Source organism: Mycetocola spongiae (assembly GCF_020424085.1).
In the GTDB taxonomy this organism is placed as follows: Bacteria; Actinomycetota; Actinomycetes; order Actinomycetales; family Microbacteriaceae; genus Mycetocola; species Mycetocola spongiae.
Window position 1 is genome coordinate 578530 of sequence record NZ_CP080203.1, and the last position, 19093, is coordinate 597622.

Sequence of the window (19093 nt, forward strand, 5' to 3'; positions counted from 1 at the left end):
GAGCGAGCCCACCTAGCCCCGCGCCGAGCGGGCCCCACTTGCCTCTCAACCGGGCGCCAACCGGGCCTGCCCGCACCCCACCCCACACTGTCCCCCGAGCGCGGTACACGCGCGTAATCACGCCGCCCCCCTTCCCCCGTCCGGGGGCGGAAAACCGGGCCCCGAGTAGTGTTTTGCGCGCCCGCGCGTAGGATTTCGGGTTTTTTACGCGCCCCCCGCGCGGCGCCACGCCAAAAACGCGTAGCTATACGCATTGTTCCCCGCGTACCCACTTTCTAGGTTGGGAGGAACGCGAGAGGCAACACCGATCCCCAGTGCCGCCCTCCGTGTGTGAAGGGTAGAGGGTTCGTGAAACACAGCAGAATCAAAATTACGGCGATCGCCGCCGTGGTCCTGGCGGTCATCGCCGGATCCGCGTCGATCGGTGCCGCCGCGGCACCCGATCCCGCCGGCGCACCCCGCGATGAGGGCTTCCGGTCCGCGGTGGTCGAGGAGTCACGGCCCGAGGCCCCCACCCCCACCGCGGAACCCGAACCGGTACCCGCGGCCCCCGAGACCCCCACCGCGGCACCCGAGCCCGCGCCTTCCCCCGATTCGGCACAGGTCCCGGGATCCGCGCCCGCCCAGCGGTCGGCACCGGCCCCCGCACCCGCACCTGAAACCACCGCCACGACCCTCGCGGCCGCCACCAATACCGCCGTCATCCGGGTGAAAAGCGGCGGCATCCGCGCCGCGAACGGCACGATAGGCCCCGTCGCGGGCGGTGTTTTTGCGCTCTTTAACGGCAGCTCCGCCCCCACCACGCAGCGCACCGAGCCCTGGGCCACGTGTGTGACCGCCGCCGATGGCTACTGCACGTTTACGATCCCGGAGACGCAGAGCAGCTCTTGGGACTGGAGTGGCTTTTTTCCCCGCCAGATCCCCGCCGGGGTAAATAACGGCATCACCCCGTGGGTTGTGCAGCTGAGCGCACCCGCCGGCTATACCGCCAATCCGGTGCTGAATACGCAGTCCTCCTCGGGGGCAAATATCGCAAACTCGGCGTATTCCTTCCGGGTATCCTCCTCCGATACGGTGCGGGATCGCTCCACCAATTACCCCCTCTCCTCGGGTACCTTCGCGTCCACCCGCAGCTATGGCACGTGGCAGAACTCGCTGAATAACCCCCAGCCCGCACCGCGCTGCGGCCTGAACGTGGGTCTGCTTGTGGACGTATCCGGCTCGCTGTACTCCCAGGAGGCCAACCTGCGCACCGCCGCCACCGGGTTTGTGGACGCCCTCGCCGGCACCCCCACCCGGATGGGAGTCTGGACGTTTGGCGAGGACTCGCCCTCCAAGGGCTCCGGCAATGGCGCGCTCGCGCTCACCAGCATTGCCTCCTCCGCCGGGGCCACGACCGTGCGCGATAAGGTCAAAAACCTGACCGTCCCCGCCAGTAACGGCACCAACTGGGATGCCGGGCTGCGCGCGGTCTCCGCGGCCAATGCCGCGGCCCCGCTGGATCTGCTCCTGGTCCTGACCGATGGCAGTCCGTCATTCTCGGGCCCAAGCGGTTCCAGCGTGGGCCCCGGTGATAGCACGGGCTTTGGCGAGCTGGAGCAGGCGATTTTTAGCGCCAACCAGCTGAAGGCAGCGGGCACCAAGGTGATGAGCATCGGTATCGGCTCGGGGGTGTCCTCCTCCCTGGATAATCTGCGCGCCATTTCCGGCCCCACCGCGGATATCGACTACACCACCACCGCCAATTACACGACCCTCTCCGCGACCCTGAAGACGCTGGCCTCGGGCCAGTGTGCGGGCACCGTGAACGTCACCAAGCTGGTGGAATCGGCCACAACCGAGCCGACCCCCGCCGCCGGATGGACCTTCGGCGCCGGACCCAATGCGACCCCCGCGACCGGCCTGACCGCCGAAAACACCGGCGCACTGAGCTTCCGCATCGACGCCCTGCCGGCCAATGGCACCCGCGCCGTCACGATCACCGAGACGCAGCGCGCCAATCACGTCCTGCGCCAGCAGGGCGGAAAAAACGCCGTCTGTAGCACCGATGCCGGTGCCACCGCGGTGGCCGTAACCAATGTGGGCAGCACGGGCTTCACGGTGGACGCCATCGCCGGTAAGGCCGTGAACTGCACCGTGATCAACCGTAATCAGGTGATGCCCGCGGCGACCGTGCAGGTCCTGAAGAAGTGGACCGTGAACGGCACCACCTATGCCCACGGCGAGCAGCCGTTTGGTGATGCCCGGGCCACCCTCGGCGAGCGCGGGGCACACGCCTTCGGCTCCGTGGTTACCGGCTTTAGCCAGGGCGATCGCATCGTCCTGGGGGAGCAGAATCTCTCGGGGATCCCGGTGGGCTGCGTGGCCGCCGCGGGTGGACCCACGGGCCTGGGGGAGAAAACCCTGGGCGCGGGCGCGAACGTGTTCACGATCATTAATAACTACGCCTGCACGTCCACGCTGACGCTGCTGAACACGGTCCAAAACGGCCCGGCCCTGCCCTCCGCCTGGACCCTCACCGCCACCGGCCCCAATGGTTCGGCCGCGACCGTGGCCAGCGGACGCACGGGAACCCCCGCGACCACGGTCGCGGTCACCCCCGGCAGCGCCTATGTGCTTGCGGCACTCGCCCCCGAGCCCACCTATATCCAAACGATTATTCCCGGCACCCAGCCGGTCCGCGGGGCCACCGGCTCCTGGTCCTGCTCCATCCAGACCGCCCCCGATTCCTGGACCGATCTGCCGGAGGTGGGGGAGAGCGGTTCGGTCACGGTACCCCTGGGTGCACATGTGCGCTGCCTCGCGGTGCAGGTCACCGCGGAGCTTCGGCTCGCCAAGCTGGTCCGGGCGCAGCCCGGTAGCGCGGCGGTGCCCGCCGACTGGACCCTGCGAGCCACCCCGGATCGGGAATCGATCAACGCGGGAGTTCCCGCGCTGAGCACCCCCGGTGCCGCACCCGCGGATGCGCCCGTCCTGACCGTGCGCCCGGGTAGCTCCTATACCCTGTCCGAGGATTCGGGACCGTCCGGTTTTGCCCTGGACTCCCTGGTCTGCCAGGCGGAGGGCGCGGGGGATGCCGATTTCCTTGACGATGTGCTGATACCGCGTGCGGGGGCGATTACCTCCTGCGTATTCAGTAATGTGCAGGCGGGAATCTCCGTGGTCAAGAAGGCCTGGTTCTCCCCGAACGGCGCCGAGGTGGCCTCGGGGGCGCTTATCCCCGCGGGAACGCCGATCACCTGGACATATCTGGTCTCCAATACCGGTCTTCTTCCCGTGGAGAACATCGTGGTGACCGATGACCGGATCGCCGCGGCGAGCCTCACCTGCCCGGTCACCCCGGCCGAGGGCGGCTATCGCCTCGCGGTGGGGGAGAGCATGACGTGTACGGCCACCGCGCCGGTGCGCCCGCTTCTTCCCACCCGCCCCTAGTTTTTGCAGCATCATCCTCCCCAATTTCAGTTCAGAAAAGGAAATATCATGAAAAACTCCACTCGCGGAATCATCGTCGGCGCCCTCGGTCTGGGCCTGCTTGCGGGCGGCTCCTCGTTTGCCCTGTGGTCCAATTCCGCCGAGGTAAGCGGCGGCACGATCACCGCCGGTAACCTCGAGATCACCGCCGCGCCGACCGTGGCCTGGGCCGATGCCTCGCCCGAGCACAACGCCCCCGTGGCCATCGACGACCCCGCCGATTTTCTCACCACCCCGGGCGATGTGATCACCCGCACCCAGGATGTTGCGGTGACCCTCACCGGAGATAATATCGCCGGCATTCTGGATGTCTCGGCCACCGGCCTGACCGGCGCCCTGGCCGCCGCCAGCTCGGGTGTCAGCGCCACCTATTCGGTCAGCAGCGCCGATGGCAATACCCCCTATGCCACGGGCGTGGCCCTGGGCACCCCCACCGAGTTTGATGTGACCCCGGGAAACCTGACCGTCACGATCACGCTCGCCTTTGATGGCGAGACCGCGGACCGCGTGCGCACCAATGCACAGGCGGCCCTGGGCGATATCACCTTCACGCTCACGCAGGACCGCTAGGTCCTTCGTGTCCCACTCCGGCCGCGCGATTCATCCCACCTCCCCCACTCCGAGCCGCGCGGCCGGCTTCTTCTCCCCACCCTCAGTTTTTCCCGAAAGGCCCGTCCGATGAAACGCATAATTGCCGCGACCGCAGCCCTCGCCCTGGGCGCGACGCTGGGCGCCGTGGGTGTCGGCACCTGGGCCCTGTGGTCCGATCAGGCCTCCCGTAGTGCCGAACTCGGCGGCGGCGGCATCGATTTTGCCGTGGGTGCCGGCACCCCGCAGACCCTCTCCGCGCCCCCCGTGATGCGCGCGATCGAGACGGATGGCGATGGCCGGGTGACCCTCTCGCTGGGTGCCGCCCTGGGCGGGTCCTCCGTGTCCCCGCTCGCCGATGGCCAGACCCATGTGGTGGGCATTCGGGTGGACGGCCAGTCACAGGGCAACCGCGGCCTGTCCTATCGCCTGGACGATATCGTGGCGGTGGGCGAGGATACGGGCCTGCTCTCCGCGCTGAATCTGGTCATCGTGCGGGTCCCCGCCCTTGCCGAGTGCAGCGCCCGGGCCCTCGCCGATCCCTCTGCGGTGACCGCGTATAGCGGGCCGCTGCTGGGCGCCGGCATCGCCGACCGCACCCTGGTCTCGGCCGCCTATTCCACCGCATCCTGGGATGCCCCGGCCAGCGAATATCTGTGCCTCGGCCTGAGCGCCTCGGGCGTGGGAACCTATACCAATACCGTGCAGGCCTCGGGCGACGCGGTCACCTCGCGCGGCACCCGGGAGGCCGTGAGCGCCGAGGACTCCTGGAGCGCCCGGCTGGGGTATAGCGACGCCGATCGTGATGCCGATGCCACCCTCACCTTCTCCGCCCAGACCTTCCGCGCGCCGATCGGCGACTAGCATGAGCGTCCTGACCGAGCCCCGCGCCGCCGAGCGGAGGGCGGAACCCGCCGCCGCCCGCGACGTTTCTTTTTGGGGCGGCATGCGGCGCGGCATCGGCTGGTGCATCGCGGCCGTGGTGATCGCGGTGGCCCTGGCCGTGGTGGTGGTTCCGCGGCTCGTGGACGCCGTCCCCCTCACCATCCTCAGCGGATCGATGCAGCCGCTCTACCGCCCCGGGGATATGGTCATCAGCCAGCGCACCACCCCGGACCTGATCGAGGTGGGCGATGTGGTCACGTTTCAGCCCGTCTCCGGCAACCCCATCCTGATCACGCATCGGGTGATCGCCAAGACCGTGGGTGATGCCGGGATCGGCTTTATTACCCGCGGCGATGCCAATGGTGCCGCGGATGAGCCGATCGCGGGGGAGCAGGTGCGCGGCCGGGTACTCTACGCGGTTCCCCTCGTGGGCCATCTCACCCGGGCCATTCCGGATGCCGCGCGCGGCCCCCTGATCGCCACGCTGGGTATCGGCCTGCTGGCCTGGGGTGCCGCATCCCTCCTGCGGCGCCCCCGCACCACCACCCCCACCCCCTCACTCTCCCCACAGCAGCAAAGGACGCGATCATGATTGGACCCCTCGGCGCAGCCGCCGGAATCCTCGCCCTCTCCCTGGCCGCGGCCACACCATCCCCCGCCCCGGAGGCCATCGCGCTGTCCTGGGACGCCACCGGAACCTATAGCAGCAGCCTCACCCGGCCCGCCTTTGATAACCTGCGCGTGGTACCCGGGGACTCCGGGGCGCGCGAGTTCACGGTGCGCAATGACGGCCCGGGGCCCGCGGTGCTCACCGCGGAGCTTGTGAATATCGCCGTGACCGGAAACGCCGCCGATGCCTATTATTCGGATTTTGTGATTAACGACGTGCCGATTCGGGAGCGCCTGGACCGTTCCGCGCGGTTGCTCTCGGTGGAGCTTCCGCGTGGGGCACACACCACGATTCCGTTGAGCTATGCGTTCCCGGTCTCGGCCACCTCCGGAAATTACGGCGCGGATACCCCCGAGGCGGTATCGGTGTCCTTCGACGTGCGGCTGCTGCTGCGCGGAGATACCGAGACACAACCGGCCACGCCCACCGCGGGCCGGGGCGATGCGTCCTCGCCCGCGGCGCAGGGAACCTCCGCGCCGCTGGCCGCTACCGGGGCGGGCGCGTGGATTCCCCTGGCCCTGGGCGGCGCGGCGCTGGCCTGCACGGGGCTCGTTTTGCGTCGCCGCCGGAGTAGTGTGGAGGGACATACCCCCGATCCGTCATAGATTACCCGGGTGGTCCCGCGCGCCGCGATCCGGTGCGCGGGATTCCGCGGTGATCAAAAGGAGTTCCCGTGTCTCTCGCCGCCACCACCCCGTCGCGGACGCCCCGCACCGCCGCCCAGATCCACGCGATCCTCGCCGAGATCTGGGCCGATCCGGCCTCGCATAACATCCCGGGGCGCATCCCCGGCTCGGCACTCGCGGTGGCCGGGATCACCCCGGCGGGCGAGCGCATCGAGTTTTTGCGGGGCACCACCTCCGCGGGGTATTCCCCCGGGGGCGAGGCGGACAGGCCGGGCATCCCGATCACCGCGGATACCCGCTTTGACCTCGCCTCCCTCTCCAAGCTGTTTATTGCCGTGACCGCGCTGAGCGTGATCGACGCGGGACTGATCGACCCCGATGCCCCGGTGGCCCCGATCCTGGCGGTCGGCAGCGGCCCGGGCGCCCCAACGATCACGCTGCGGCAGTTGCTTGCGCACTCCTCGGGCCTGCCCGCCACCACCACGCTCTGGGAGAGTATCGCCGATCCGGGGGAGCTCTGGGCCCGGGTTTTGGGGATGCCGCTGGCCCGCCTGCCCGAGGCGGCGCATGAATATTCCTGCATCGGCTATGACGCGATCGGCGTGATCCTGGAGCGCGTCACGGGCCGGGATCTGGGCACGCTGGTCACCGAGCGTGTCCTGCGCCCGCTGGGCACCCGCTTCGCGGGCTATGGCCCGGTGGATCCCGCGGATTCCGTGGCCACCGAGATTCAGCCGCACCGCGGCCTGGTCTGGGGGAGCGTGCACGATGAGCTCGCCCACGGGCTGGGCCGCGTTGCCGGCAATTCGGGGCTTTTTGCCCCCGCGAGTGATGCCCTGCTGCTGGGGGAGATGATCATCAACGACGGCATGGGCAGCGGCGGCCGGGTGCTCAGCGCGGAGGCCGTGCGCATGCTGTCCACCCCGGAGATCTTCTCCGAAAATGCCGCGGGCCGCTTTGGGCAGGCCGCGGGCTTCCGGGTGGGGGACGCCGAGTTTATGGGCGCGGTTCCCGGGCTGGGCCATACCGGGTTCACGGGCACCATGCTCACCGTGAATCCGCGCGCCGGTTCGGCCGTGGTACTGCTCACCAATCGGGTGCATCCGGGGCGGGCGCGCGCCAATGTTTTCCCGTTGCAGCGCGCGGTTTCCGAGCTGGTCTGCCTCTGAGTTGATCCGCAACCGGGTCGATCTGCCACCGCGTAGACCCACCCCGGGTCGATCCGCCACCCCGTAGGCCCGGCCCCGGATCGATCCGCCAGCGCGGCATCCAAGCGGAGGAGGCGGTCCGGCCCGTGCGCTACTCTTTTGTTATGACAACTTCGGGTGCTGCCCCGGCCCCCCGCGCCCTGCGGGCCGACGCCGAACGCAATCGCGCGCTGCTGGTGGGTGTGGCCACCGACCTCTTTGCCGAGCACGGCACCGCCGCCTCCCTCGAGGACGTCGCGCGGCGTGCGGGCGTGGGAATCGGCACGCTCTATCGCCGCTTTCCCACCCGGGCCGACCTGATCGTGGCCGTGCTGGGCGAGCGCGTGGCCTATCTGGCCGATATCACCGAGGCCGCCGCGGAGCATGCCCGCACCGATCCCGCCCGCGCCCTCTCCTCCTATATCTATTTCCTGCTGGGGGAGCAGGCCTCGGATCGTGCCCTCTCCGATCTGCTGATCGAGGGGCTCACCCCCACCGCAACCGTGTTTATCAACGAGCATGCCCGGATGCGCGCGGCGCGCGCCCGCCTGGTGGGCGCCGCCGTGGAGGCCGGCGCCGTGCGCGGCATGCGACCCGAGGATCTTGGCCTACTCCTGCTCGCCGCCGCGGGCCTAAACCGGGGCACCGATGGCGCGGGAGCCGAGGGTGGCTGGGAGCGCCTCACCGGTATCACCCTGGCCGGTTTTGGCCTCGCCGCACCCTAGTGCGCGCCAAAAAAATTCCGCCACCGCCCCTGTGCGTGTCGGAAAGTGGATGCTAGCCTAAATTTTGTGCCACGCCCCGGGCCGGTCCCGGAGGCCGGCCTACGTATTTTAAAATTGGGGAGCATTCATGGGTATTCGCCGCCGCTGCACCGCACTGGGTATCGCCGCCGCGATTGGCCTCACCTCGGTGGGCCTTTCCGCGCCCGCCCTCGCCACCCCCGGCAGCGACTATCCCTCCTGGGCCGATGTGCAATCGGCGCGCGCCGATACCGCCGCCACCCAGGCCGAGGTCACCCGCCTTCAGGGCCTGCTCTCGGGCCTCCAATCCGCCGCCGATGCCGCCGGTATCGCCGCACTCCAGGCCGGCGAGGCCGCGCAGGTTGCCCAACAGAATCTCGCCGAGGCGCAGGCCACCGTGGATTCCCTCGCCGCCCGGCTGGAGGCCGCGCGCACCGCCGCCGCGCAGTCCTCCCGCAATCTCGGGTCGCTCGCCGCGCAGCTGGCCCGCTCGGGAGGCGCGGGCGTGGGCGTGGGCACCACCCTCCTCACCGAGAGCGGCGATAGCGCCGATCTGCTCTACCGCCTCGGCACCATGGAGAAGCTCTCCTCCGGCCAGACAGCCCTGATCACCCGCGCCACCCAGACCGCCAATGAGGTGGACTCGCTGGAGGCGCAGGCCGCGGTGGCCGCCTCCGCGCGCCGCGACGCCGCCGCCCGGGCGGAGTCCACCAGCGCCGCTGCCTCGCGCGCGGCCTCCGAGGCCGATGCCGCGCTGGCCGGCCAGCAGGAACACGCGGCCACCCTGCAAACCCAGCTGGAGTTCCTCCAGGATGGCACCGCCACCCTGGAGCAGAAATTTGCCGAGGGGGAGCAGCGCCGCCGCGCCGCCGAGGCCGAGGCCGCCGCCCAGCGCGCCGCGGCCGTGCAGGCGGCCCGCGAGGCCGCCGCGGCCCGGCCCACCACGCCCGCGCCGCGCCCGCCCGCCTCGGGCGGCGGCAGCACGCCGCCGGTGGTCACGCCTCCCGCGGGCGGCGGGGCTCCCGTGGGGCCCTCCTCCGCGGCCACGAGTGCCGTGAGCTTTGCGCTCGCCCAGGTGGGCAAATGGTATGTCCTGGGCGGCGAGGGGCCCAGCATGTGGGACTGCTCGGGCCTGACCATGATCGCCTACCGCCAGGCCGGGGTAAATATCGGCTATCACACGGTGGGCGCCCAGTACCGGCAGATGACCGCGGTGGGCCGGCTGCGCCCGGTCTCGGGCGGCATGGTCCCCGGCGACCTGCTGTTCTACGGCCCCGGCGGCGGCACCAATAGCCAGGCGATGTATCACACCACGATGTATATCGGGAATGGCCAGATGGTGGAGGCCCCGCAGCCCGGCGAACGCGTGAAGGTCTCTCCCGTGCGCACCCATAACCTCGTGCCGATGCTGGGCCGCCCCGCGGGCTAGGCCTGGATCGCCGCGGGCTGTCGCATTCCTCCCGCGGCGCGGAGTAGAGTAAGTGGGGTGTCAGCACAGGAAAATTTCACGCGCGCACCGCGTCCCATCAAACAGTCCGCCAAACTTGCGAATGTCCTCTACGATATCCGCGGTCCGGTTCACGATCATGCCGCCCGACTTGAGGCCGATGGCCATAAGATCCTGCGCCTGAATATCGGCAACCCCGCCCCGTTTGGTTTTGAGGCCCCCGCCGCGATCGTGCAGGACATGATCGCCACGCTCTCGGCGGCCAGCGGCTACTCGGATTCGCGCGGTGTGCTCTCGGCCCGGCGGGCGATCGTGAACCACTATCAGGTGCGCGAGAATTTCCCCGCCTTTGACGTGAACGACGTCTATCTGGGCAACGGCGTCTCCGAGCTGATCACCTTCACGCTGCAGGCGCTGCTGGATCCGGGCGATGAGGTCCTGGTGCCGAGCCCCGATTATCCGCTGTGGACCGCGTCCACGACCCTCGCGGGCGGCACCGCCGTGCACTACAACACCGATGAGGAGCGCGGCTGGCAGCCCGATATCGCCGATATCGAGTCCAAGATCACGCCCTCCACGCGCGCGATCGTGGTGATCAACCCGAATAACCCCACGGGTGCCGTCTACGGCCGCGAGGCGCTCACGGCGCTGGCCGATCTGGCCCGCCGCCACGACCTCATCATTTTTGCCGATGAGATCTACGACCGCATTCTCTACGATGACGCCGAGCATATCTCGATTGCCACGCTCGCCCACGATGTGCTCTGCATCACGTTTAACGGCCTGTCCAAGACCTATCGCATCGCCGGCTATCGTTCGGGCTGGATGATCATCACCGGTCCGCGCGAGCGCGCAGCGAGCTATATCGAGGGCATCTCCCTGCTGTCCACGATGCGGCTCTGCGCCAATGTGCCCGCACAATTTGCGATCCAGGCGGCGCTGGGTGGCTATCAGAGCATCGACCCGCTGATCCGTCCCGGCGGGCGGCTCTATGAGCAGCGCGAGACCACGGTCACCAAGCTCAACGAGATCCCGGGCGTCTCGGTGGTCAAGCCCGCGGGTGCACTCTATGCGTTCCCGCGGATGGACCCCAATGTGCATGAGATCCACGATGACGAAAAATTCGTCCTGGATCTGCTGTTGCAGGAGCGCATCCTGGTGGTCCAGGGCACGGGATTCCACTATCCCACCCCGGATCACTTCCGCATCGTGACGCTGCCCCCCGCGGGGGATCTGAGCGTCGCGATTGAGCGCCTGGGCAATTTCCTGTCCTCCTACCGGCAGTAGTCGGCAATGGCCAGCGCCCTGGAGAACATCACCTGCCGCACGTGCGGTGTGCGCATGGCCGTGGTGAGCAGCGGCGGGCACCTCTACTGGAGGTGCCCGTCGTGCACGTTTATTAAGCTGCCGGACGAGGACGACGCCCTGTTTTAGGGCGCGCCAGCAGGGGCGTCGCGAGCGCCCCGATCAGCAGGCCCCAGAATGCGCTCCCCACGCCCAGGATCACGATCCCGGACATCGTGACCGCGAGGGTCAGCAGCGCCGGAATGGCCGCGCCGCCGCCCGTGCCCACCGCGCCGGCCAGCGCCGTGAGCGCGGAGGAGAGCCGCGCAACCCCGGCCAGCGCCGAGACCAGTTCGGGTGGCAGCGCGCGGAATGCGGCCACGATCACCCCTCCGCCCAGGGCCGCCAGCAGATAGGCCAGCGCCGAGGAGATGCCCGCCACATAGCGGCGCGCGGGATCGGGATGGGCCTCGGGCCCGGTGCAGATGGCCGCGGTGATCGCGCCGAGGTTTATCGCGTGCCCACCCCAGGGCGTCAGCAGGGCCGAGACCGTGGAGATGCCGCCCACCAGGAGGCGCTCGTTCACCACATAGTGCTCCGCGCGCAGCAGCGCGAGCCCGGGGGCGTTTTGCGCGGCCATCGTCACGATAAATAGGGGCAGGGCGATGCCGATCAGCGCGGCCGGGTTAAACGTGGGGGTGGTCCAGACCGGCATGGTGGGTAAAAATTCCACCATCACCGGCCGAAACGAACCCGTCAGCGCCGCCGCCAGCAGCCCCGCGCCGAGCGCAAGCACCACGGCATAGCGTTCCAGATAGCGCCGCCCCAGGAGAAACGCGAGCAGCACCGCGCCGGCAAGCACCGGGGCCGTGACCAGCCCGCTGCCGGCGCGCACGATAAAGGGCAGCAGGATTCCGGCCAGCAGCGCCGAGAGCAGGGGAGCGGGCACGCGATCCATGATCGCGCCAAATAGTCCGCTGAATCCGCAGGCAGCGGCGGCGAGGCTCGCCACCAAAAAGGCGCCCACGGCATCGGAGAAGGAGAAGCCGCCCAGCGAGGCGATCAGCAGGGCCGCGCCGGGCGTGGACCAGGCCACGATCACGGGGACGCGGGTGAAGAGCGTGAGCACCAGGCCGGAGATTCCGCAGCCCAGGCAGAGCGCCCAGACCCAGGACGCGGTCTGCGCCTCGCTCAGGCCGGCGGCGCGCGTGGCCTCCAGGATAATCACAAACGGGCCCGAGAAATTCACGAGCACCGAGATCACCCCGGCGATCGCCGCGGAGGCTGAAAAATCGGAGCGGGGGAGTATCGGTATCCGCGCGGTTGCAGTAGTGCTATCGTTGGTTTTCATGAAACACGATAGCAGATCGGCCGAGATTTCCGCGCACCTGAGGGCCGCGGCCCGCGGCCGACCCGCCGGGCATCGGCTCCCGTCCAGCCGCGAACTCGCCGCCGCCTTTGGGGCCAGCCCGGTCACGGTGGCGCGCGCGATCACCGAGGTTGTGGCCGATGGCACCGCCTATACCGAGCCGGGTCGCGGCACGTTTGTGGCCGCGCGCGGCGCGCATCACGCCGCCGATTATTCCTGGCAGGCCGTGCCCCTCGGGCGGGCCCGGGTGGACGCGGCGCGCGCCTCGCGGCTCGGGGCCTATGGCGAGGCCTCGGACCTACCGCTGTCCTGGGGCTATCTTGCGGCCGAGCTGCAACCGCGGCAGGTCCTGCAATCCTCCGCCTCGCGCGTGGTGAAGCGCGCGCAGGCCTGGGATATGGCCCCGCCCACCGGGATCCCCGAGCTGCGCCGGGTATTTGCCGCCGAGGCCGGCACCGATCCCGAGGATGTGATCGTGATGCCCGGCGGCCAGCTCGCGATCTCCTTTGTTTTCCGCACGCTGGGCACCCCGGGCGGCCCGCTCCTGATCGAGAGCCCCAGCTATCCGGGCGCGATCATCGCGGCACAGGCGGCGGGGCTGGAGCCGGTGGCCGTGCCCTGCGACGGCGAGGGCATCATGCTGGATCTGCTTGAGGAATGCCTGATCCGCACCGGGGCGCGACTGCTCTATCTGCAACCCACCTATGCCAATCCCACGGGGGTCACCACAAGCCCCGCGCGCCGGGCCGGGATTCTCGCGCTGGCCCGCGCCCACGGCGCGTTTATCGTGGAGGATGATTGGGCCCGGCACCTGGGGCTCGAGGGCAGTACCCCGGCGCCGCTATTTTCCGAGGACCCGGACGGGCACGTGATCACAATCACCTCGCTGTCCAAGCCCGCGGCCCCCAGCCTGCGGGTCGGGGCGATTTTGGCCCGCGGTCCCGCGGGCGCCCGCCTGCGTGCAGCGCGCCTCGCCGATGATATGTGTGTGCCGCGGATCCTGCAGGAGACCGCGCTGGAACTGGTCACGTCCCCGCAGTGGCGGGGACACCTGAAGCGCCTGCGCACCGCGCTGATTTCCCGCCGCGATACGCTGCGCGCCGAGGTGGCCCGCCACCTGCCCGGGGCGAGCATCGCCGCGGTCCCGCTCGGGGGCCTGCACCTCTGGGTGCGGCTGCCCGGCAGCGTGGACGAGACCGCCCTGACCGAGAGTGCGGGCCGGGCGGGCCTGCTGGTGGGAAACGGCGCGCATTTTTTTGTGGACGAGGCCCCGGCGCCCTTTATCCGCCTGAGTTTTGGCTCGGCCTCGGAGCCGCAGATCCGCGAGGGCCTCGCGCGACTGGGGGGATTATTGCCGCGGCAAAACTGATAGGGTGATGGTTGCTCGCGGCGCCTTCGCCCCCCGCGAGTGTTCTGGGCCACGACACGACCCGCTCCCGCGAGGAGAGTTTTCTCCTCGGCGCGCAGATTCTCCTGCGCAGCGCAGAGCCGAGTCCAGGTCGTCCGGAGTGGAATTGGTGTGTCCCGCGTCCACCCGCCTCCGGTCCCGGAAAATGGCATGTCCGCAGTACCCGATATTCCCCGCACCCTCGATGATCTCCGCGCCGCTGTGCACAGCGAGGTGGATCCGCGCATCCAGCTCTGTTTGCGCTGGCACGGGGAGCAGGTGATTCTGGATCTGATCCAGGTGGTCTATCCGCTGCGCGGCCGGGGCCTCGCCCGGGCCGCCCTCACGCTGCTCTGCGAGCTCACCGATCGCGCCGGGTGGGAGCTGAGCCTGCAGCCCAGCCCCGCGCTGGGCTCCGACCCGGTGCGGCTCGCGGCGTGGTATCACGAGCACGGTTTTCGTTTTGATGGACCGCCCCTGCCCCTGGGTCAGCTCGGCTGGATGACCCGGCCCGTGCGCATTCTAATCGACGCCTAATAACCGGCGACCGCCACAATATGGCGCAGCACCCGCGGCCCCTGGGCCAACTCGCGCTGAGTCAACTCGCGCTGGGCCAACTCGACCGGAAGACCCACCCCGCACGCATCCTGATCGACGCCTAGCACCCGGCACCCGGCACCCGGCACAATATGACACAGCACCCGCGGCCCCTGGGCCAACTCACACTGGGCCAATTCGCGCTGGGTCAATTCGCACGGGGCCAGTTCGGCCGGATGACCCACCCCACGCGCATCCTGATCGACGCCTAGCGCCCGGCGACCGCCGCAATATGGCGCAGCACCCGCGGCCGCAGCGCCGCGCGCGTGGGCAGCCCCAGCGCGGCCCCGACCTCCGCGGAGACCTCCGCATACAGATCCACGGTGACCCGCAGCGCGCGCAACGCATCGGCGGCGCGGAACCCGGCATGGGCCTCCCAGAGATCCGAGTACAGCGTGGCCGGCAGCCACTCGTGCAGGTGATGGCCGTCGTGCCAGACATCCACCCCGGGGTCCGCGGCGAGCGCGCGCCACTCAAACATTTCCAGCAGGCGCGCCTTCATCTCGGCATCGCGCAGCTGCACGGGCCACATATCCCCGCGCGCCAGATAGATCGGCAGCTGGGTGGCCTCAAACCAAAACTCCGCCTGCGCGCGATCAAATTCGGCGGCGGTGGGCGGGGTGCGCCGCGGGATACCGGCGCGGGAGGGGGCAAGCCCGGCGCCGTGCCCACCCTCATCGTGCAGGATGCGATAGCCGCGCAGATAGGTATCGTCCAGGCCGTGGGCGATCAGATCCCGCAGGCGGCGGACGGGTGCCAGCGTGATATCGATTTTGCGCCCGCCTGCCAGCACCAGAAGCACGGTGGGATACTCGGGTTCGCCGGGCCCGCCGTTGGCCAGGTGCAGGGCCACGAGGATCTCGCCAAGCGGCGCGAGCCAGTCCTCGCGGCCGATCAGCTCCGCGGTGCCCGGGCCGATCAGCTCGATATCCAGATCGGAATATTCGTCCACGCGGCTATCCCGCGCGCGGCTTCCGGTCAGGACAACGGTCTCCACGCCGGGCAGATCGCCCACCAGCGCGAGTAGGGTAGCCAGCAGCTCCTCGGGGTTTTCCATGCCCCCAGCCTAGCCAGTGGCGGCGTCCACCCGGACCTCCAGCCCGCCGCCGCGCCAGGCGACGCGCGGCCGCGGCTGCGCCGTGGTCATCACCTCGCAGCCGGTATCCTCGGCCAGGTCCTCCCAGTAGGAGCCGCATTCCGCGGCGCGCGAGGCGGCGAGGGAGGCGATCAGGGCCCGCGGCGAGCGCGCGCGATAAAACGCGGGCGGGGGGCCATCGGGACGCCCGTGATGGGGCAGCACCCAGATCGCCCCGGCGAGGTCCGTGCGCGCCCCGATCCGCTCCCAGGCCGAGCCCGGTCCGGAGTGATCCCCGGCAAATACCACCGCGGGTTCGCCGGGCAGGCGCAGGATAAATACCGCCGATTCGGCGTTAGTGGTCTCGGAGAGCTCGTCCAGGACGGAGAGGATGCGCTCCTCGCTCTGCGCGAGCGGCAGGGCGTCCACGAGCGCGGGGGTGACCGGGCGATCCCCGGGGAGCGGATAAACGCGCTCCAGCACCGCCGCGCCCTCGCCCCACAGCACGGGGTTGTCCTCCGCACTAAATCCGAGCCCGGACACCGGGGTTCCGGCCTCCTCCAGGAGGCTCAGCAGGTCCCGATATTCGGTGATCAGTTGATATTGCCCGGCGGGGGAGTCCACATCGGCATCCACCTCGCCATATGCGCGGGCGGGCCGGCGCGGGGGCGTGAGCCGGGGATAGGGCAAAAAGGCGCGGCCCACGGGGAATTCCCGGGCCAGGGCCAGCAAACCCTGGGCGTGATCGCGGTGCAGGTGGGTGAGGATCAGGTCGTGAATCGCGGTGATGCCGCGCCCGCGCAGCCAGGCCACGGGATCGGTACGCTCGCGCGCCGCCCGGGTGGTGCCACCGTCGATCACGCTGACCCGGTCGCCCGCGAGGATCACCGCGCAGCTGCCCTGCCCCACGTCGAGGATATGGACTGTAATGAGCGTCATGGGACCCATCGTAGGCCAGGCCCCCGGCCGCACCACCCGGGTTCATGCACCGTTTACCGTTTGGTTGCGCCCCGGCCGCGCGCGCGGCCACATCCGGCCCGCGGGGCCGCCCCGGCCGCGGGAACCACGGAGATTCACGCATCGTTTACCGTTTGGCCGCGCCCCGTCTGTACTCCCGTTGCGGGCCATGTGGGACCGTATTCCCGGCAGCCAAACCCGTGTTTGGTCCTGCCGAACGGCCCCCTATCTCTCCCCACTAAGGACCCCCGTGCCCGACGTTTCACTCCGTGATCTCTCCAAGTCTTTCCCCGGCCCCCGCGGCACCCAGCACAGCGTGCTGCACGGGGTGAGCATCGATGTACCCGATGGCGAATTCGCCGCGATCCTCGGCCCGAGCGGCTGCGGTAAGTCCACCACCCTGCGCATTCTCGCGGGGCTGGACCGCCCCGATAGCGGCCAGGTCCTGATCGATGGCCGCGATGTCACCAATATTCCCAGCTCCGAGCGTGGCCTGGGTATGGTCTTCCAAAACTATGCCCTCTTCCCGCACCTGAGCGTGGCCGAGAATATTATCTTCGGCCTGAAGGTGCGTCATGTCTCGCGTTTGGAGCGCGATGCCCGCCTCGCCGAGGTGGCCACGCAGCTGCACCTGGAACCGTATCTGAACCGCAAGCCGGGTCAGCTCTCGGGTGGTCAGCGCCAGCGCGTGGCCCTCGGCCGCTCGCTGGTGGGCGGCTCGCGCCTGGTCCTGATGGATGAGCCGCTGTCCAACCTGGACGCCCGGCTGCGCGCCGAAATGCGCGCCGAGATCCGCGATCTGCAGCAGCGCCTCGGCCTCACCGTGCTCTATGTGACCCACGATCAGGTCGAGGCCATGACCATGGCCGACCGGGTGATCGTGATGAGCGAGGGCAGCGTGGACCAGCATGACGGCCCCGAGGAGCTTTATGCCCGCCCCGCGTCCGCCCGCGTGGCGCGCTTTATCGGCTCGCCGCCGATGAATATCATTCCGGTACGCCGCGGGGCACCGGGGGAGCTGCTGCTCTCCGATGGCCGGCGCCTCGACGCCTCCCGCCTGCTCGCCCGCTACCGCGAAGATCTGCCCGAGGAGCTGCTGCTGGGCGTGCGCGCCGAGGACCTCGTGCCCGGCCCCTCCGAGCTCACCCTGCCCGCCCTCGCCGGCCGCCGCGAAATGCTCGGCGCCGACCGCGTGCTGAGCTATCGCGTGGCCGAGGCCACGGTGCGGGTGCGCGTGCGGGCGAGCGATCCGGTCCCCGAGACCGTCCAGATCGGCGCCCCCCTCTCCGCGGTGCACCTCTTCGCCGCGGAGGGCGAGCACCGGGTTGCGCCCGTGCCGGCCCCCGTGATCGCGCTGGCCTCCTAAATTTCACCCCTCCATCACCCATACCGTTCCAGAAAGGAACACCACCCCCTCATGTCCCCTCGTTTCCGTACCCCGCTGATTGCCGCGGCGGGCGTCGCCACGATCTCCGCCCTCTTCCTGTCCGGCTGCTCCGCACCCGCACAGTCCTCCACCGGGGACGCCTCCGGCAAGGAGGTATCGATCGATTTTTATTATCCCGATCAGGTGGGCACCCTGGGCACCCTCATTGATGGCTATCTGAAGGACTTCGAAAAGGAGCACCCCGAGATTAAGGTCAAGGGTGTGTACTCGGGTGATTACGATCAGACCCTCGTGGCCGTAAATACCGCCATCGACGCCAATAAGGCCCCCGCCCTGGCCATCATGGACCAGAGCTTCATGCTGGACCTCGCCGACCGCGATGCCATCTCCTCCTGGGATGACTACCTCACCACCGATGAGGATAAGAAGTGGCTTGACGGGTTCTACCCGCAGTTCATGAGCAACTCGATCACCGCCGATAAGCACGTCATGGGTGTGCCCTTCGCGCGCTCCACGATCGTGCAGTACTGGAATAAGGACTATTTTGCCAAGGCCGGGCTGGACCCCGAGCACGGCCCCGCAACCCGCGAGGAGCTCCTCGCCACCGCACACGCCATGCAGGAAAAGGCCGAGGCCAAGTGGGGCCTGTTTATCCCCACCTCCACGGGAACCGCCTATTGGCTTTACCAGGCACTCGTGCAGCAGGCCGGAGGATTTGGTGCGCTGTCCAATCCCGCGGGAGATAAGGTCACGCTGAATACCCCCGAGAACGTCGCGGCCCTCGAGTTCTGGGCCTCGCTGGGCAAGACCGAGAAGGTCGCCCCGGATACCGAGGTTGCCTGGGGCACCTCGACCGATGACTTCCTCGCCGGAACCACCGGAATGCTCTGGACCACCTCGGGCCGCATGGGCACGATCCAGGAGAAGGCCACCTTCGACTGGGGAGTATCCGCCCTTCCCGCGGATATCGGACAGGGAGCCCCCACGGGAGGCGGAAGCCTGATGCTCTTCAACGCCGGAGTCTCCGATGAGCAGCGCGCCGCCGCCGTGACCCTCGCCCGCTTCCTCACCACCCCCGAGCGGGCCGCGGATGTCTCCGTGAAGTCCGGCTATATCGCGACCTCCGAGGCCGCCTGGGATACCACCGCGATGCAGGACCACCTGAAGAAGTTCCCGCAGGCGGCCGCCCCGCACGCCGCGATCGCCGATGCCATCCCCGAGATGGCCACGCTCGACCGCGACCGCGTGGTTTATGAAACCCTCGCCCCCGCACTGCAGTCGGTCCTCCTGGGCACCGCGGATGCAAAAACGGCCCTGGACGACGCCCAGGCCGCCATCGATAAGATCCTCTCCAGCCACAAATAACACCCCTAAGGCCGCACCCCATGACTGATACGGTCGCGCGGCCCGCACCGATTCG

16 protein-coding genes are annotated in these 19093 nt (G+C 69.2%); 13 read left to right on the plus strand and 3 right to left on the minus strand.

The window, feature by feature from the left end:
- The first annotated feature begins 348 nt into the window (after positions 1–348).
- The 9 genes from KXZ72_RS14700 (at position 349) to KXZ72_RS02815 (ending at position 10904) form a co-directional block, all read left to right on the plus strand.
- A complete protein-coding gene (locus tag KXZ72_RS14700) occupies positions 349–3432 on the plus strand; it encodes a DUF7507 domain-containing protein (RefSeq protein ID WP_264159440.1) in 3084 nt (1027 codons plus the stop codon).
- A 48-nt stretch (positions 3433–3480) separates the two neighbouring features.
- Positions 3481–4041, plus strand: coding sequence for an alternate-type signal peptide domain-containing protein (locus KXZ72_RS02780; protein WP_226082214.1), 561 nt, complete (start codon positions 3481–3483; stop codon positions 4039–4041).
- 108 nt (positions 4042–4149) lie between these two features.
- Entirely contained in the window at positions 4150–4923 is a 774-nt protein-coding gene (locus KXZ72_RS02785; protein WP_226082215.1) for a SipW-dependent-type signal peptide-containing protein, read from the plus strand.
- Between the two features lies 1 nt (position 4924).
- Positions 4925–5536, plus strand: a complete 612-nt coding sequence (locus KXZ72_RS02790) for a signal peptidase I (RefSeq protein WP_226082216.1) — start codon at positions 4925–4927, stop codon at positions 5534–5536.
- On the plus strand, positions 5533–6219 hold the full coding sequence (locus tag KXZ72_RS02795) for a hypothetical protein (RefSeq protein WP_226082217.1): 687 nt from the start codon (positions 5533–5535) through the stop codon (positions 6217–6219). The genes KXZ72_RS02790 and KXZ72_RS02795 overlap by 4 nt, the downstream gene beginning before the upstream one ends.
- 68 nt (positions 6220–6287) lie before the next feature.
- Positions 6288–7409 carry a serine hydrolase domain-containing protein gene (locus KXZ72_RS02800; RefSeq protein ID WP_226082218.1) on the plus strand — a complete coding sequence of 374 codons (1122 nt, stop codon included), beginning with the start codon at positions 6288–6290 and terminating at the stop codon, positions 7407–7409.
- A gap of 143 nt (positions 7410–7552) precedes the next feature.
- On the plus strand, positions 7553–8152 hold the full coding sequence (locus tag KXZ72_RS02805) for a TetR/AcrR family transcriptional regulator (RefSeq protein WP_226082219.1): 600 nt from the start codon (positions 7553–7555) through the stop codon (positions 8150–8152).
- Between the two features lie 127 nt (positions 8153–8279).
- A complete protein-coding gene (locus KXZ72_RS02810; RefSeq protein ID WP_226082220.1) occupies positions 8280–9599 on the plus strand; it encodes a C40 family peptidase in 1320 nt (439 codons plus the stop codon).
- A gap of 57 nt (positions 9600–9656) precedes the next feature.
- Positions 9657–10904, plus strand: a complete 1248-nt coding sequence (locus tag KXZ72_RS02815; protein ID WP_226082221.1) for a pyridoxal phosphate-dependent aminotransferase — start codon at positions 9657–9659, stop codon at positions 10902–10904.
- Between the two features lie 112 nt (positions 10905–11016).
- Here the strand turns inward: KXZ72_RS02815 and KXZ72_RS02820 are convergent, their stop codons facing one another.
- Positions 11017–12252: a benzoate/H(+) symporter BenE family transporter gene (locus KXZ72_RS02820; protein WP_226082222.1), complete on the minus strand. Its 1236-nt coding sequence runs from the start codon at positions 12250–12252 to the stop codon at positions 11017–11019.
- Here KXZ72_RS02820 and KXZ72_RS02825 point away from each other — a divergent pair.
- Complete coding sequence (locus KXZ72_RS02825) at positions 12251–13639, plus strand: aminotransferase-like domain-containing protein (protein ID WP_226082223.1); 1389 nt, start codon at positions 12251–12253, stop codon at positions 13637–13639. The two genes, KXZ72_RS02820 and KXZ72_RS02825, sit on opposite strands and share 2 nt — an antisense overlap.
- 189 nt (positions 13640–13828) lie before the next feature.
- Positions 13829–14194, plus strand: a complete 366-nt coding sequence (locus KXZ72_RS02830) for a hypothetical protein (RefSeq protein WP_226082224.1) — start codon at positions 13829–13831, stop codon at positions 14192–14194.
- Between the two features lie 268 nt (positions 14195–14462).
- Here KXZ72_RS02830 and KXZ72_RS02835 read toward each other — a convergent pair whose 3' ends face one another.
- Complete coding sequence (locus KXZ72_RS02835) at positions 14463–15311, minus strand: aminoglycoside 6-adenylyltransferase (RefSeq protein ID WP_226082225.1); 849 nt, start codon at positions 15309–15311, stop codon at positions 14463–14465.
- Between the two features lie 9 nt (positions 15312–15320).
- Positions 15321–16268, minus strand: coding sequence for a ComEC/Rec2 family competence protein (locus tag KXZ72_RS02840; protein WP_226082226.1), 948 nt, complete (start codon positions 16266–16268; stop codon positions 15321–15323).
- 268 nt (positions 16269–16536) lie between these two features.
- On the opposite strand from KXZ72_RS02840, the gene KXZ72_RS02845 reads away from it, so the two are divergent.
- On the plus strand, positions 16537–17652 hold the full coding sequence (locus tag KXZ72_RS02845) for an ABC transporter ATP-binding protein (RefSeq protein ID WP_226082227.1): 1116 nt from the start codon (positions 16537–16539) through the stop codon (positions 17650–17652).
- 51 nt (positions 17653–17703) lie between these two features.
- Positions 17704–19038 carry an ABC transporter substrate-binding protein gene (locus KXZ72_RS02850; RefSeq protein ID WP_226082228.1) on the plus strand — a complete coding sequence of 445 codons (1335 nt, stop codon included), beginning with the start codon at positions 17704–17706 and terminating at the stop codon, positions 19036–19038.
- Positions 19039–19093: the final 55 nt, after the last annotated feature.